This window comes from Carboxylicivirga sediminis, from assembly GCF_018156225.1.
Lineage (GTDB): Bacteria > Bacteroidota > Bacteroidia > Bacteroidales > Marinilabiliaceae > Carboxylicivirga > Carboxylicivirga sediminis.
The window spans coordinates 63,581-80,364 of sequence record NZ_JAGTAR010000025.1 but is presented as its reverse complement, the minus strand read 5'-3'; the positions used below and the strand labels follow the sequence as shown (position 1 = coordinate 80,364).

Annotated in this window: 7 protein-coding genes; 4 read left to right on the top strand and 3 right to left on the bottom strand. The window is 41.9% G+C overall.

The genetic code is table 11. The annotated features are described in order from the left end of the window. Positions 1–4: 4 nt before the first annotated feature. The 3 genes from KDU71_RS15580 to KDU71_RS15570 form a co-directional block, all read right to left on the bottom strand. Positions 5–1,234, bottom strand: coding sequence for a serine hydrolase domain-containing protein (locus KDU71_RS15580; RefSeq protein WP_212192021.1), 1,230 nt, complete (start codon positions 1,232–1,234; stop codon positions 5–7). A gap of 150 nt (positions 1,235–1,384) precedes the next feature. Then, positions 1,385–2,764, bottom strand: a complete 1,380-nt coding sequence (locus tag KDU71_RS15575) for a hypothetical protein (protein WP_212192020.1) — start codon at positions 2,762–2,764, stop codon at positions 1,385–1,387. Between the two features lie 320 nt (positions 2,765–3,084). Beyond that, positions 3,085–7,122 carry a hybrid sensor histidine kinase/response regulator transcription factor gene (locus KDU71_RS15570; protein ID WP_212192019.1) on the bottom strand — a complete coding sequence of 1,346 codons (4,038 nt, stop codon included), beginning with the start codon at positions 7,120–7,122 and terminating at the stop codon, positions 3,085–3,087. Positions 7,123–7,387: 265 nt separating this feature from the next. Between KDU71_RS15570 and KDU71_RS15565 the strand changes: the two genes are divergently transcribed. The 4 genes from KDU71_RS15565 to KDU71_RS15550 all read left to right on the top strand — a co-directional run bounded on the left by KDU71_RS15565 (position 7,388) and on the right by KDU71_RS15550 (position 16,715). Then, complete coding sequence (locus KDU71_RS15565; protein WP_212192018.1) at positions 7,388–10,432, top strand: SusC/RagA family TonB-linked outer membrane protein; 3,045 nt, start codon at positions 7,388–7,390, stop codon at positions 10,430–10,432. Between the two features lie 65 nt (positions 10,433–10,497). Beyond that, positions 10,498–11,988, top strand: coding sequence for a RagB/SusD family nutrient uptake outer membrane protein (locus KDU71_RS15560; RefSeq protein WP_212192017.1), 1,491 nt, complete (start codon positions 10,498–10,500; stop codon positions 11,986–11,988). A gap of 45 nt (positions 11,989–12,033) precedes the next feature. Further along, complete coding sequence (locus tag KDU71_RS15555) at positions 12,034–15,111, top strand: glycoside hydrolase family 2 TIM barrel-domain containing protein (protein ID WP_212192016.1); 3,078 nt, start codon at positions 12,034–12,036, stop codon at positions 15,109–15,111. Positions 15,112–15,122: 11 nt separating this feature from the next. Continuing rightward, positions 15,123–16,715: a glycoside hydrolase gene (locus KDU71_RS15550; protein WP_212192015.1), complete on the top strand. Its 1,593-nt coding sequence runs from the start codon at positions 15,123–15,125 to the stop codon at positions 16,713–16,715. Positions 16,716–16,784 lie beyond the last annotated feature (69 nt).

The window sequence follows — 16,784 nt, the reverse complement described above, 5'->3', positions numbered from 1 at the left end:
TTGTTTATTGATTAATTAGCTCATAGGTGAGCTTTTGAAATTTCTCATGTATCTGGTGGTTATTGTTAGGGTACATTTGCAGAAGCAATACCGCTGAAATATTGGCTTTTGGATCGGTCCAGCAATAAGTATCGAAAAAGCCACCAAACCCATAGGTACCTTCATTACTTAGACCATTTTGGGCTCCCAGGGCATTGGTTACCCAGGCGGCATATCCCTGGTATGAATCACCTTCACCCAGTGAGGTTTGCTTGCTGAGCATAGCTGCCACTGACTCAGGAGCAAGCACCTGGTGGCCTTGGAAGGTACCATTTGCTGACAGCATCTGTAAAAACGAGTGGTAATCTTTGGCGGTGGAGCATAAATCAGCGCCTCCTGAGAAAAACTGTCTGTTACTCAGGCAAGGGTAGTTTGTATCGGCATATGATGTTATTTGTAACTCATCATTATCCGCGGGCTCATATACATCTGGTAGCCGGTGGCGATGTTGTTCAGGAATAATAAAGTAACTGTCATGCATCCCGCATGGCTGCAATATGTGCTCTGTAATATATTCATCGTAACGCTGGCCTGAGATTTCTTCGATGAGCACCCCTAGCACATCAAAACTAAGTCCGTATGTATAGGCAGAACCCGGTTCATGTAAAAGGGGGAGAGCGGCGATCTTTTGTATGTTCTCCCGTGATGTTCTGGTATCATGGCCAAAGCCTTCACTAATGTTGTTTTTTAATATCAGGGCATTGTATTGGTCATCTTGGAAACCATAAGCTATGCCCGACGTGTGTGTCAATAGCTGGTGAATGGTAATGTCTGATTGAGCGGGAATAGCTGTAAAGCTTGAATCGGGTAGTACTTTTGTTAATAAGCGGGGGCTTTTAAATTCGGGCAGGTATTGGTAAACGTAATCACTGGTGTTGAGCAGGCCTTTTTCCTGCAATTGCAGGATGGCGACCGCCGTTAAGGCTTTGGTCATGGAAGCCATGCGAAATATATCATTGTTCAGAAGTCTGGTCTGTGCATCAATATTCCGGCAGCCAAAAGCTTTGTGATAGATGATGGTATCCTGGTATGATACTAACGCCACTGCGCCGGGTATTTTGTGGTGTTCGATTGCATGGATAAATAGCGAATCGAGCTGGGCATCATTGTATATTTGATGGTTTTTGCTGGTGTTACAAGCCCAAAGTGTAAGCATAGCAATCCCCATGCAAATTAATGGTAGATTAATTTTCATAAATCAAATTGTCTGTCAGGTGAGCGGAACAGTTTGTGAAATAAAATCAGGCTGCTACATGAGTAGAAGATATTATTTACGAATGTTCCGAAGTAAAAAAATATAGCAAGTCCACCTGAGTGTATGGTGGACTTGCTGTGATATACTGGACTATTCTTGCCAGATAAGTGCTCGTTTCAGGTAATAATCATAGAGAACAGTATACGTACCGGCCTGATTTTTAAATTTAAGGTCTTTGGTTCCGCTTCCCTCTTTTATTTTCACCCAGTTAACAGGAGCACTCACTTCCTGCTCAGCAACATCAAAGCCTGCATCATAATCCCATCCGGTTGTCTGGCCAATAAATTTAAGACTCACATCATCACTAAATTCCAGCCCTTCAATCAGGAAGATGTGCTCGCCATAGCCATATGGGTTTTGAGTCATTGGAATGGCAGCTTCTGGATTCCAATCCAAATCAGGATAAGCCGGATAACCATTACCAACAATATACATCTCTGTTCTAGGCGTCACCACATCGGTTATATCCTCCACACTGTATTGCATGGTATAAGGATTAAAACGGACCTTTTTATAGGCCGGGTTGGCACCGTTAGCACCCAGTAAAATAGTGGCGCTGCTTTCGTCATTCAACATGCCTTTTGATGGATCTGCCTGATCAACCAGCCCCCAGTTGTCAGGAGCCCAGTCCAGCTGACCTAAGAATTTAAGTTCTTCAAATTCTCCATCCCAGCAATGAACTGGCACTTCAAACCACTTATCATCATTCGGGTCAACATCCATTGGGTAGGCCAGGTGAGGACTCCAGGTCCACCATTGGAAGCCACCGGCTATATAAATATTTTCATACACAATATCGTCACCAGATAAGTTGACTTTCATTGGTAGAGTAGTGGTGCGATTAGCTTTATTGGCAACATCGATAGTTCCATTGTGCACCTTCATCTCCGACACCACAGGAATGGTATAGGTATAACTGAGTTCATAGCTGGTAGGATTATCGGCCAGCTCAATCACATGTTCCAAACCAATGCCGGCATTCACAATCTTAATTTCGGTGAGTCCCTGAGCATCAGTGATTGTACCTTCAAAAGTTATTTCCTCACCCGGTAATGCAACAAAGTCTGTTGTTACATCAACCGAAGGAGGCGTAGCAACATCCACCTTTGTGGTATAGTTTTCAGTTTCTCCCGCCAGCGTCTCTGCCGTTATAGTAATGTCATATATTTTTAATGCGGCTGTTGCTGGAACTGTAAATTTATAATCGAGGTAATACTGTGTGACATGATTGGCAAATACAATTTGCTTATCAAGCATTATCTCATCATTAATCAGTGATATTTTTGAAAAGCCATCTTCAGCATTGAAAGTGCCTTCAAATGTAATATTGTCACCAGGCTCAGCTAAAATCACATCGGTTACATTATCAGCGGTTGGCGGAGTGCCCGCTTTGTCGTCATCTTCGCAACCCAATAACAGGATGGCTGCTAACATCAAAAAGGTAAACGGTATTTTTAGTAATGATTTCATACGATTTGTTTTTCAATGGTCGTAAGAAACTCACTAATGATGTTATCAAGGATATGAACCAAGCAATTACCAAGCTCATTAGTTCGTTTCATAAAACTGTGTTTTTAATGATTTTAGTTAATTGACTTTTTAGCTGATAACAAATGTATAGCATTAGCTGCTTAGCCTTGGGTTACTGAATGTCCAATTGTCAGGGATAAACTGTTCAACTGCTTTATGTGTGTGTATTATACAGATAATCAATGCTATATGTGTTTTAATTGTATGTCATTTACTAATGGTAAGTCCATCTGAGATGACACATGGAACAGATTACCCCCTTATTTGAACTCGGAAGGATTCTTTCCCAGTTGTTTCTTAAAGCTTTCCCTGAAATACTTTAAATCGTTAAAACCAATGTAGAAAGCAGCCTCTGATACATTCATGCCCTGCGCAATTAATTCGGCGCTTTTTTTGATTTTAACACTTCTGACAAATGCGTTGATTGACAATCCTGTGAGGCTTTTTATTTTGCGATATAAAGTGGTGCGGCTAAAACCCAATTCAGAGGCCAGTTCGAAAACGGATACTTCGCTGGTCAGGTATTTATCCAGCACGTACTGTTCAACCCGGTTCAGAAATTCCATTTCCTTATCGGGCTCACTAGGCTCATCCTGTGGTTTTTGCTTGCCCCCGTTATTCGTTGAAAAATAGTTGAATAGTTTAATGCGGTTATCCAGTATTGTTTTAATACGTGCCTGAAGTACGGCAATTTTAAAGGGCTTGGAGATATAGTCATCAGCACCGGCATTAAGTCCTTCAATTTCATCATTTGAAGTGCCTTTAGCCGTTAGCAAAATAATGGGGATATGACTGGTTTGTTCATCGGCCTTAAGGGTGTTGCAAAGTTCAGTGCCCGATATCCCAGGCATCATAATATCCGAAATTATCAGGTTGGGACTGTATTCTCTGGCAAAATCAATGCCTTCTTGCCCATCAGTAGCGGTTAGTATTTTGTAATCGCTTTTAAGTTTATCACTCAATAATTCCAATATTTCCAGGTTGTCATCTACCAGCAGGATGACCTGTTCGTTATCTTTTATTTCTATTTTCGATGTTTTAAGCTGAGGTTTGGTCTCATTGTTTTCTGCTGTTGCGCTATCAGAGAATTGATTGGCTGTAAAATGCTTGTTTCCTTTCAGAAACTTAACTGAGAACACCGAACCTTTGCCTACCATGCTTTCTACAGTAATGGTGGCGTGGTGGAGGTTAATCAATGATTTGGTTAACGCCAGGCCAATGCCGGTGTTGGTTGATTTATTATCCAGTTTATAGTAGCGTTTAAATATTTTGTTCTGAATGTTACGTGGGATGCCTCTGCCTGAATCTTCTACTTTAAGCTCAATGTATTGCTCATCCTCGTCCACACTTAGTATGATACTACCTTCCGAAGGAGTGTGTTTAAATGCATTGGATAAGAGGTTATTAAGAATCATTGAAAACTTATCAATATCTACCCATAATGTCACGTCAGTAATAGGTAGTTGCAACTTGAGGTTTACCGAATTGTGCCTGGCCATCTCACGGAAGCCTTGTAGAAACTCACTTAGGTAACCATTCAGGTGGACCTCACTCACAGCTAGTTTGGAAACACCGGTTTCAACTTGCCTGAATTCCAGTATCTTATTAACCAGTTCAATCAGCCGGTTGGAATTTGTTAAGGCAACATCAATCGATTTCCTGATTTTTGGGTAGGTGTTTTTCAGTACTGCCAATTCCTCCAGAGCTACGTTGATAATGGTTAGCGGTGTGCGCAGTTCATGTGAGATATTAGTAAAGAATTCCAATCGCTCGTCGTGTAATTTACCTTCTTTTAGGCGGAGTTTTTGTTCATATTTTAGCCGGTTTTTAATCTTATATTGTTGAACACGGTATCTGAATATGCCGAAAACAATAAGGATTAGTAACAGCAAATACACACCAAAGGCAATCTTTGTTTTCCAATAGGGTGGTGTCATGAATATTTGGAGTGTGGCTTCATCGCTTATATAGCCGGCTTTATCGGTGCTTCTTACCCTGAAGGTGTACTCTCCGGGAGGCAGGTTACGATAGGTGGCTGATTGTTCTAAGCCACAGATGTTCCAAGTTTTATCATAGCCTTCCAATATATACTGATAGACCACATCTGCCGATGAGGGGTATCTTACCAGCTGAAAATCAATAGTAAATATGGTGTGACGATAATTTAGATGGATATCAGGGTTAAACTCAATGCTTTGTTGGATTATGTCCTGAGATTCAACGGATACATCCTGATTAAGCACCTTCAGACTTGTGAATCGCACATTAGAAGGTTTTTGAACAGGTTTAAAGTCTTTAGGATTAAACAGGTTGACCCCCTTAATACCACCAAAAATGAATATGCCGGAATTTGTTATGATGCCAGATCCATTATGAAATTCTTCGGATTGAACACCTTGATTCCAATCGTAGTTAATGAATTTCTCAGATGTAATATCAAATTGTGATATGCCACTGTTGGTACTCATCCATAGGGTGTTGGGTTGGTTGCTTAGTATCTTGTGAATTTTATTGTTGCTTAGGCCATCTGAAGTTTTGTAGCTGTGAAATGTTTCCGATTGGATATCAAAGCGGCATAAGCCAGAGTTGGCTGTTCCCATCCAAATGCACTCAGCATTGTTTGAATACAATGAGAAGATGATTGGAGGGCTTTTGTGGTCTGCTACATCGGTGGGAACATCAAATCGCTTGATTTTTTGATTAATCAGGTTTAGACCAATAAGCCCATTACCGTATGTTCCAATCCATAGGGTATTATTTACCTTGATAAGGGCTCTTACATCCTCATTTGTAATTGCAGGGTGCTGAATAAAGCGATCGGTTTTTCGGTTGTAGTAGCATATACCTCCCTGGTTCAGGCCCACCCATAGGGTACGCTCATTATCTTCATAGAGGCACCTGATGTCATTAACCGGAATATCATGAGGTGCTTTATAGGCTTTAAATGAATTTGTTGCAGGTATGTAGCGGTTGATGCCACCTTCATATGTTCCTAACCAGATAGTGCCCTGATGGTCAGTACAGGCACTAATAATCGCATCATCTGATAATGAGGAATGATTGTTTTCAATGTGTTTGAAATGTTGAGTAAGGCCTTTGGGGCTTGACCACACATTCACTCCATCGCCGTCGGTTCCCAACCAAATATCCCCATTTTTTGCTTCCGTTATGCCCCACACCTTGTCATACGAAAGTGAGTTGCTAATGCCTGGCTGATGCTGCAGGTGTGAGAACCTGTTTTCACGATTTTCAACATAATTAAGCCCACCTCCATGAGTGCCGACCCACACATCCTGATTCTTATCCTGATAGATGCTCAGTACCGTTCTGTAGGATAGGCTGCCTTTATTATAACTGGAGGTGTAGCCTGAAAAGCTCGCCGCAGGCCCATGCTGTATAATATCAGAACACTTTGCGATGGATAATCCGCCATCCCGTGTTCCCATCCAAATGTTTTCATTGTGATCAATGTAAAGGGCAATCACATCATTGTCTGGTAAAAAGTTAGGCTTCTTTTTGTTGTAGAAATAGTTACTGACCTGCCTGGTTTCGAGGTTCAGGTATGACAGCCCCTGCTTGCTGCCTATCCATAAACCACTGTTATTATCCAGCACCATGGTATTAATATTTCTCGGAATGGTTTGTTCATTGGTGTAAGCTGAAAAGCTCTGATTTTTCCAATCAGACAGGTTAAAAATATCAATACCATTGTCCCAGTAGCCAATAATCAATAGTGAGTCTTCATACAATTCCAGGCAGCTGATACGGTCTGATGAAAGGGACGTTTCGATATCAGGATCTTCATACAGGTAGCTGAAAGCTTTATCGTGCTTTTTTTTATAACTGATACCAGCATAGTAGGAACTGATATAGATATCACCGGCATTCGTCTCCACAACATCAGTAGGTGAGGCATCGGCCAAATCACCTTCATCATGGGCCGAAATCCGTGTGATTTTCTGCAGCTTCAGGTCAAAGTAATCCAGCCCATGGGCGGTCATAATATATAAGTTGCCTTTATGATCCAGGAACAGGTTTTGAATGGTATTGTCAGATAAAGAAGCAGAGTCATTGGGTATGGACTTAAATACTTTGAAATTCTCACCATCATAGCGGCAAAGGCCATCATTGGTACCAATCCATATGAAGTCCAGCGAATCCTGAATGATCGTGGAAATAGAGCTGCCGGGTAAGCCATCTTTCATTCTCAGGTTTCTAAAGTAGAGACTATCGGTAGATTCTTTGGCAGAAAGGACATGGGTAATGAGTAATATGGAGAGCAGGAATATCTGTTTCACAAGTATTTTTATTTCAAATGTATAAAAACTGAAGGTATTATAGGCTCATCAAAGATTCAGGGGGATAGGGGGTGATTGGTCTTTTGTATGGGTATTCTGTTCATCCTTTTAAAATTTAGATATGATTGGACAAAAGAGCTTTCTAAATGGACAATTTGCCTATTTTGTGTTGCATAGTGTTTGAATAGGTTTGTAGTTGTTGATTGACTAATAGCTAAACAAGATTCAAAAGACTATTTAATAATTAAAAAAATTCAAGCAGACTATGAAAAAAATATCCAGGCACTATCAGGTGCTATTATTAGTTCTACTGCTTAATGTGTTGACTTTGCCCTATGCTTTGGGGCAGGAATTAACCATAACCGGTAGTGTTAAATCTGGAGATGAGCTTCTGCCGGGTGTCTCTATTAGTATAAAGGGCACCACTGTTGGCACCATCACTAACATGGATGGTGATTTTTCGATTCAGGCCAAAGCAGATGATATTCTGGTTTTTAGTTTTATTGGGTTCAAAACGGTTGAAGAGGCAGTGGCCGGCCGAAAAGAAATAAACATCAACCTTGAAGAAGAAGCGACAGAATTAAGTGAGGTGATTGCTATTGGTTATGGCTCAGTTCAGAAGAAAGATCTGACCAGTGCTATTTCAACCGTCAAAGGAGATGAACTGGCTAAGCGTAACGTAGCTAATGTATCCCAAGCTTTGCAAGGACAACTGGCAGGTGTTCAGGTCTCTTCCAATGGTGGTTCGCCAGGTAGTGAAGCCTCTATTTTAATTAGGGGAATATCTACTATCAACAATAACAATCCTTTGTATGTGGTTGATGATGTACCCATGGATGATATTAGTTGGCTAAATCCTAAAGATATTGAGAATGTACAGGTGTTGAAGGATGCTTCAGCCAGTGCTATTTTTGGTTCGAGGGCATCCAATGGGGTCATTGTTATTGAAACCAAGAAAGCCAAAGATGGACGTACGAATATCTCCATTGATGCGACATACAGTATACAGGATGCGGCTAAAAAACCGGATATGGCTGATGCTGCTGAATATGCTAAAATTGTCAATAAAGCAGCAACTAATTCTGGTTTAGATGCACCTTTTGCCGATCCTGAGGCTTTTGGAAAGGGAACCAACTGGTGGGATGAAGTAACCCAACTGGCGCCGATTCAAAACTATTCACTTAGTATAAATAAGGGAACCGAAGATATGAAGATAGCCTCCGGCTTTTCGTATTTTAACCAGGATGGATTGGTAAAAGGCGGTGGCTATGAGCGCATCACCATGAAGCTGAATACCGAATATAAACTAGCCAAGTGGTTAACCGTTGGGCAGAATTTAAGCCTGAGTAAGGATAAGACCGATAACGGTCCTAACCTGGTATGGGATGTGCAACGTGTTGAGCCAAATATACCGGTTTATCTGCCCGATTATGAGCAGGAAGGTAAAAACGAATATAGTATCTATCATCCGACATTGTATACGGATGTGCCCAATCCAATGGGAACGCTGGCTCGCTCTTTCAGTGGAACAGATTATTTACGAACCATTGGTAATGTATTCGCCAATTTTGATATTGGGCACGGTATAACTGCTGAAAGCAAATTCGCTTTTTACCTGAGTGAATGGGAAAATAATGATTTTGGTCCAACTTATTTTATCGAGTCTACAGACTATACAAATGAAAATTGGGTGACACGGAGTCATAATAACCGAACTCAATATACCTGGAACAACCTGGTGCACTATAAAACGCAACTGAACGCACATCGCTTAAAATTAACGGCCGGTATGACCATGGAAAGCGATGAAAACCGTTACTTATATGGTGAGGGGTATAATGCACCTAATAATCATCCCGACCTGCGCTACATTGATTCAACCGAGGATACCAAACGTTTTGCTTCAGGCAGTAATAATAAAAGTACCCGGCAATCGTTTCTGGCACGTGCCAATTATTCATTTGGTGACAAATACTTGCTAACGGCTTCTTTCAGAGCAGATGCTTCATCCAGATTTAATAAAGAGAACCGGTGGGGCTATTTCCCATCCGTATCGGGCGCATGGAACCTGTCAGAAGAAGGATTTATGAGCAATGTTGCCTGGTTGAGTCAGGCCAAATTAAGAGCTGGCTGGGGGCAAGTGGGAAATGACAACATTAATAACGATGCCTTATTAACCACTTTAGGAAGAACTGTATATGTATTTGGTACAGAGCGTGAGATTAGCCTTGGGCAGGCACCAGCTTCGGTAGGTAATGCCGATTTGCAATGGGAAACAGTAGAGGATATGAACATTGGAGCCGATCTTGGATTCTGGAATCAGCGACTGACAGCTTCTGTCGATTACTTCGAACGACGTTCAAAAGATATGCTTTTGGCAACCTCTATTCCATATTATCTGGGCTCTGCCTGGAGTACACCATATGCAAATATTGGAACTTTAACTACAAAGGGATTTGAGGTTATTCTTACCTATCGAAAAGAATATGCGTCCGGCTTTAGCATGACTCATTCTTTAAATGTATCCAAAGCCAGTAGTAAAATTACCAAGCTAGTTGAGGGAGAAGCCATTTGGAGTGGAAATCATCAGCGTCTCGAAAATTTAACCCGCACAGTAGAGAATGGCGTTGCCGGTGAATTTTATGGGATGGTGACCGACGGTATTTTCCAGAATGAAAGCGAGGTGATTAATTATACCGATGAGTTTGGTAATGTATTGCAACCCCATGCTCAACCAGGTGACATGCGTTTCAGGGATGTGAATGGCGATGGAAAAATAAATGCCGATGACCGGGCTGTAATTGGTAATCCGGAAGCTGACTTCACTTTTGGTATCAATATGAATTTCGGATATAAAAACTTTGATCTGAGTATGTTATTTACAGGTTCGTATGGCAATGATGTGTTGAATGCGGTGAAACCATATGCAGGAACAGGAAGTGAGCGTTACAACTCATTTGCCGGGTTGTTAGACAAGGCCTGGGATGGCGAAGGTTCAAGTAATTCGCAACCTCGGTTGGCTGCGATTGATGATAATAACAACTTTATTTATTCAGATTATTACATCGAGGATGGTTCACATCTGCGCTTAAAATCTCTGCAATTGGGGTATAACCTGCCGAAAGATTGGCTGGAGCGTGTACAAATCAGCAATGCACGTTTATTTATTGGTGGTGAAAACCTGTTCACATTAACCAGCTTTGATGGCCTGGATGTGGACCTTGGTGGCAGTGCTCTCGAGAGAGGTATTGATTGGGGACAGTATCCATTGCCTCGCATCTTTATGGTGGGTGCCAACATTTCATTTTAACCTTTTGAATAATAAGAATGATGAGACGAAATATTCGAATTTTTATAGTCCTAAGTATAGTAGCGATGTTTGGGGTATCATGCAACGATTTTCTGGATCAGCCCATACAGGGTAAGCAAGTGCTGGAAAACTATTTTGCCAATGAAGATGAGTGTCTGAAAGCCCTCTCAGGATGCTATGCTTCATTAAGTCCCGAAGACTGGTGGGAAAATGATCTCTTCTACCTTGTGGGCGACATCTGTTCCGATGATGCTTTTAAAGGCAATTCCCTTGAAGGTGATCAGCGTGATTTTGGCGAACTGGCACGTTTTAATATTACTCCTCAAAATGAATGGATTCAATATAAATGGCAGTATGCTTACGAGCAAGTGTACCGCTGTAATCTGGTTATCAAAAACGTTCCTGACGCACCTGTTAGTGATGCATTTAAAGCTCAGGTATTAGCCGAAGCAAAATTTCTGAGGGCATTTGCCTATTTTGAATTAGTGAAGAACTTCGGCGATGTGCCACTTCTACTGGAACCATTAACTGTTAATGACCCTAAACAGGAACGTGTGACTGCAGCCTTAATCTGGGCACAAATTGAAAAGGACCTGAAGGATGCAGCAGACGTATTGCCGGAGCGCTCAGAACAAACTGCGTCAGCTATAGGCCGCGCAACTAAAGGGGCTGCTTTGGCATACCTGGCGAAGGCCTATGTTTATCAGGAGAAGTGGAGTGATGCGGAGCCATTGGCCAAACAAATCATTGATACAGGTGAGTATAACCTGAATGAGCCATTTACCAATGTTTGGAGTATTCATAATCCCAATGGCAATGGTTCTATTTTTGAAATCCAGACGGTATTTGATAATGTGTTGGATGCAGGTACAGTATTGCCAGTCTTCACACGCAGCCGTGCCGATGGCGGATGGGGTTTTGCCACACCATCCAGTCACTTGGATAATTTTATGGCAGGCGATCCGCGCCGTAATGCAACCATTATTAAGCATGGTGATTATGTAGATGAGGATTATCCAAGCTATGATACTCAATTGTCGGAAAATGAAACAGGACGCATCAACCGAAAATACTGGATAGCCTGGAATGATCGTCCGGCTCAATCGGAACATAAGCGTACCCCACTTAACCACATTTTGTTTAGGTACGCTGATTTACTATTGCTGCATGCCGAAGCTGCCTGGCACAATGACCATGAGGGTGAAGCCATTGCTTCGGTGAATAAAGTAAGGCAACGCGTAGGGTTGAGTGGTATCAGTTCAACGGGTGAGCAGCTCTTACTTGATATTTATCACGAAAGACGGATGGAGCTGGCATTGGAAGGACATCGTTACTACGACCTGAAACGCCAAAAGGGCATTAAATACCCTAACTCGCCGCGTCTCAAAGAGGTGATGGAGGAATTTGTGGATTATAATTTGGGTGCTAATTCAGATTATGACGCCGGTAACGCCAAAGGTCAATTGTTTGATGAAGATGTGCATGTATTGTTTCCTATTCCTCAGGCAGAGATTGACTTGTCGGAAGGAACATTGAAACAGAATAGCGGATATTAATAACGACAAAAGGGACAGCGTTGTCTGTCCCCCTTTTATCTGATTATGGTAGATATAAAATATAGGATTTTTCTGATAATTCTTTTATCAGGTGTGACAGCTTTTGCTCAAAACAAATGGGAACAACCAATGGTATTTCGCGAAGGTAAACGTCAGGCTTATGCATGGTCGTTTCCCTATCGTTCAATGGATAAGGCGATAGTGGGTGATAAGACGCAATCTGCTTTTTACAGTTCCCTTAATGGAGAATGGTTTTTCAATTGGGCGGTTAATCCAGCCCAACGCCCCAAGGACTTTTATAAGGTGGACTACCAGGTTAATGATTGGCCAACGATTCCTGTGCCTGCCAACTGGCAGATGGAAGGCTATGGTACGCCCATTTATACCAATGTGAAGTATCCTTTTAAAATGGATCCGCCCAATATTCCAACCGAATATAATCCGGTTGGGTCATATGCACGCACCTTTGCAGTGCCAGACAGTTGGGATAGAAACCAAGTAATACTGCATTTTGGGGCTGTGAATTCGGCTATGTACGTTTGGGTCAATGGGCAACAAGTGGGCTATTCACAAGACTCCAAAACACCGGCCGAATTTGATATCACCCAATATATCCAAAAAGGTGAGAACAAGCTGGCAGTTGAGGTGTATCGCTGGTGTGATGGCAGTTACCTCGAAGACCAGGATATGTGGCGATTGAGTGGTATTGAACGGGATGTGTACTTGTATGCTTTACCTCATACTCATATTCAGGATTTCTTTGTTAAAGGAGGGTTAGATGCCCAATATAAGAATGGTTTGTTTCAGCTTGATGTAGCATTGGAAGGAATAGATAATGCTTCAGTACTTGAAGTTCAACTTCTGGATGCTGCAGGAAAGTTAGTTTATCAAGAAGTTAAGCCGATAACAGTCAACGATATTAGCTTTGAAGCAATCGTGCCTGAGGTGGACAAATGGAGTGCTGAGTTACCCAATCTGTATGATTTATACCTTGTGCTTAAGAACAAAGCGGGTGAGGCAATTGATGTCCGCGACTCAAAGGTGGGGTTTCGCACTGTAGAAATTAAGCATAAGCAATTGTTGGTGAATGGTCAGCCTGTTTTGTTAAAGGGCGTCAATCGGCATGAACACCATGAGTACAATGGCCATGTGGTGTCAGAGGCATCCATGCTGCGTGATATTACATTAATGAAACAGTTTAATATCAATGCGGTACGTTGTAGTCATTATCCGGTTGATCCTTACTGGTACAGCTTATGCGACCAGTATGGCCTGTATGTAATTGATGAAGCTAATATCGAAAGTCATGGCATGGGCTCTTTGTGGAATGATGGTTACACTTTGGATAAAACCCTGGGAAATAATGCGGATTGGAAAGCCGCTCATTTGGATCGTACCATGAATATGGTTGAACGAGATAAGAATTTTCCGTCTGTAATTATTTGGTCTCTGGGAAATGAGGCTGGTTCAGGTCAAAATTTTGAAGCGACTGCCCGCTGGATTAAAGAACGTGATAACAGCCGTTTGGTGCAGTATGAGCAAGCCTGGCTGGAGTCATATACCGACATTGTGTGCCCCATGTATTATAAGATTGAGCAGATGGAGGAGTTTCTCTCCTTGAATGATCATCGTCTAATGATACAATGCGAATACAGTCATGCCATGGGTAATAGCAATGGTAACTTAATGGATTACTGGCAATTGATTCGTAAAGAACCGCAACTGCAGGGCGGTTTTATTTGGGATTGGATGGATCAGGGAATGGCACAACAATTACCCAATGGCACTAAATACTGGGCTTATGGAGGGGATTTTGGCCCGCAGGATGTTCCATCGGATGGCGACTTTTGTTTAAACGGACTCATTTTTGCCGATCAAACGCCAAAACCGGCTTTGTTTGAGGTGAAAAAGGTATATCAGGATTTCTGGATAACTGCAACGGATTTACAAAAAGGTAAATTTAAGCTCTACAATGAAAACTTTTTCAGAAACACCGATGCGCTTGAGCTATACTTCGAAATAAAAGCTGAAGGTAAAGTAGTTCAAAACGGGATTGTTGATTTTAAGAAAGCTGTGAAACCTCAGGAAAAGAGATCTTTTAGTGTCAAGTATGATTATCAAACAGATGAAGGCGTAGAATATTTTATCAATTTCTTTGTTCGCACTTCTGATGAGCTTGGTCTGCTGGAAAAAGGATATACCATAGCTACAGAGCAATTTGAACTAAACGGGTTTACACCAGCTATAAAACAAAGTACTGAGCAAGGTACTTTAACATTATCTGAAGATGAGGTGAAGCACTATGTATTCGGACAGGATTTTACCCTTGTTTTTGACAAGCAATCAGGTAACATAAGCGATTGGAAATTCAAAGGTAGAGATTTGCTGCGCAGAGGATTGCAACCCAACTTTTGGCGGGTGCCGACCAACAACGATCGTGGTAATGGTATGCATAACAGATGCCGCGTATGGTACGATGTGCAATCGAAGCGTACTGTTAACGCACTGAATGTAGAAAAGGCGGATGGACTGGTTAAGGTATCAACTAAATCCATCATCAACGTGGGGCAATCTGTTTTCAATGTCGATTATATAATTTATCCCGATGGAGCAGTGGAGGTAGATGTCTACTTTGAAAAGAGTAAAGGTAAAGTGCCAGAGTTACCTCGTTTGGGGATGAATCTCGTAATGCCTGCCGGATATGATTTAGTAGAATGGTATGGCAATGGTCCGCATGAGTCTTATAGCGACAGGCAGAATGGTGTTATGGTGGATATCTATCAGGGTAAAGTGTCGGAGCAGCATACGCCTTACGTGTGGCCACAGGAGAGTGGTAACAAAACACAAGTGCGCTGGATGAAAGTAATGAACCAGGCAGGTGAGGGCTTTTTAATTAAAGGAAAGCAGCCATTGGAGATGAGCACACATCACTTTACTATCGAAGAGCTGAACAACCAGCTGACACATTATTATCAAATACCTCAACGAAATATTACGGAGGTGAATATTGATCTGAAACAGCGTGGTGTGGGAGGTGATAATAGTTGGGGGTATGATACGCACGATGCCTACAAATTGCTGGATAATAAGTATCATTATACTTTTACTATTTGTCCACTTTAGTCAGGAGAAGTATGAATAACAAGAAGCAACAAAAAATGATTTTAAAGATATATTTAGCATTGTTTATTGCCCTGTCCTCCTGTCAAAAGGAGGCGGGAAGCAAACCTGATGATGGCTCTGTACTAAAGCTGACTATTGAGGCTGCTGCTACGCGTCAGACGGTGCATGGCTTTGGGGCATCCGACGCCTGGAGTTGTCAGTTTGTTGGAAAAAACTGGTCCGAGGACAAAAAGGAACAAATGGCCGATTGGTTATTTAGTACAGAGCTGGATGCAGAAGGGCATCCGAAGGGTATCGGGCTGAATACATGGCGGTTTAATATAGGTGCTGGTAGCTCTGAGCAAGGAACTGCCAGCGAGATAGAGGATGAGTGGCGACGGGCTGAATCATTTATGACCGGCAAAGGTGTTTATGATTGGAGTAAACACCAGGGCCAGCGTTGGTTTCTGCAAGCAGCTAAGGAAAGAGGTGTGAATCAGTTCATTGGTTTTGTTAACAGCCCTCCTGTTAGTCTCACTAAAAATGGGAAGGCGTTTTCTTCGGATAAAAATAGTTATAATCTGGTGGAAGAAAATTATTCTCTCTTTGCCAATTACCTGGCTGATATTGCTATAAAACTTAACGAGCTGGATGGAGTTAAATTGAAATACATCAGTCCGTTTAATGAGCCGCAGTGGGATTGGACCAACAAAAGCCAGGAGGGGACACCTGCCCAGAACACGAAGATTGCCACTGCAACAAGAGTGATTAATATTGCCTTTGAGCAAAAAGGTGTTGAAGCCTTGCTTGAGATACCAGAGTCGGCTCAATTAAATTTTATGTATGAGAATGCCGGAAAAGCAGGGAGAGGCTTTCAGGTGTATAGTTTCTTCGACCCTGCTTCATCAGAGTACCTGGGCAATCTTTCTAAAGTGGCACCCAAAATAGCAGCTCATAGCTATTATACTACCTGGCCGTTAACTGATATGAGCACAACACGGCGTAAAGTGCAGGACGCTATAAAAAGTAATCCGGAGCCAGTCGAATTCTGGATGAGTGAATACTGTGTGTTGGAAAACAATTCGGAAATAGAAGGTAATGGGCGCGATTTAGGCATGAAGACAGCCTTGTACACCTCGCGTGTCATTTTTACCGATCTGGCTATAGCTAATGCTTCATCGTGGCAATGGTGGCTGGCCATCAGTCCCTATGATTACAAAGATGGATTGATTTACATTGATTATAATAAAAACGATGGGGCACTGTATGACTCTAAAACACTTTGGGCCTTGGGTAACTATTCGCGTTTTATTAGGGATGGCATGCAGCGGGTGATGCTCACCAGAAGTGATGCAAAAACCGATGAACAATCACTTGCCGGAATTATGTCATGTGCATTTGTTTCAACAGATAAAAGTAAGGCAACTATTGTTCTCACCAATTACCTTAATACGGAGGTGCCTGTGCAGTTAACCTTCAATGATGCCTCATTGAATGGCCCAATGAAAGTATACCTGACAGATGGTAAGAACGAAAATAACCTGGCTTTTCAGCAAGAAATTAATGAGGGAGATCAGTTGATAATACCATCACGAAGTGTAGTAACCATTAGTAATGTTCAGTAAGGTTTTTTAGTAGCATTATTACAAATAATAAAACGGGCGTTCTGGTAAAATGAACGCCCGTTTTTGTGT

Excerpts from the sequence above, each read along its gene's own strand:
- KDU71_RS15555 (WP_212192016.1), top strand. The coding sequence starts at position 12,034 with ATGGTAGATATAAAATATAGGATTTTTCTGATAATTCTTTTATCAGGT.
- KDU71_RS15565 (WP_212192018.1), top strand. The coding sequence starts at position 7,388 with ATGAAAAAAATATCCAGGCACTATCAGGTGCTATTATTAGTTCTACTG.
- KDU71_RS15580 (WP_212192021.1), bottom strand. The coding sequence starts at position 1,234 with ATGAAAATTAATCTACCATTAATTTGCATGGGGATTGCTATGCTTACA.
- KDU71_RS15550 (WP_212192015.1), top strand. The coding sequence starts at position 15,123 with ATGAATAACAAGAAGCAACAAAAAATGATTTTAAAGATATATTTAGCA.
- KDU71_RS15575 (WP_212192020.1), bottom strand. The coding sequence starts at position 2,764 with ATGAAATCATTACTAAAAATACCGTTTACCTTTTTGATGTTAGCAGCC.
- KDU71_RS15560 (WP_212192017.1), top strand. The coding sequence starts at position 10,498 with ATGTTTGGGGTATCATGCAACGATTTTCTGGATCAGCCCATACAGGGT.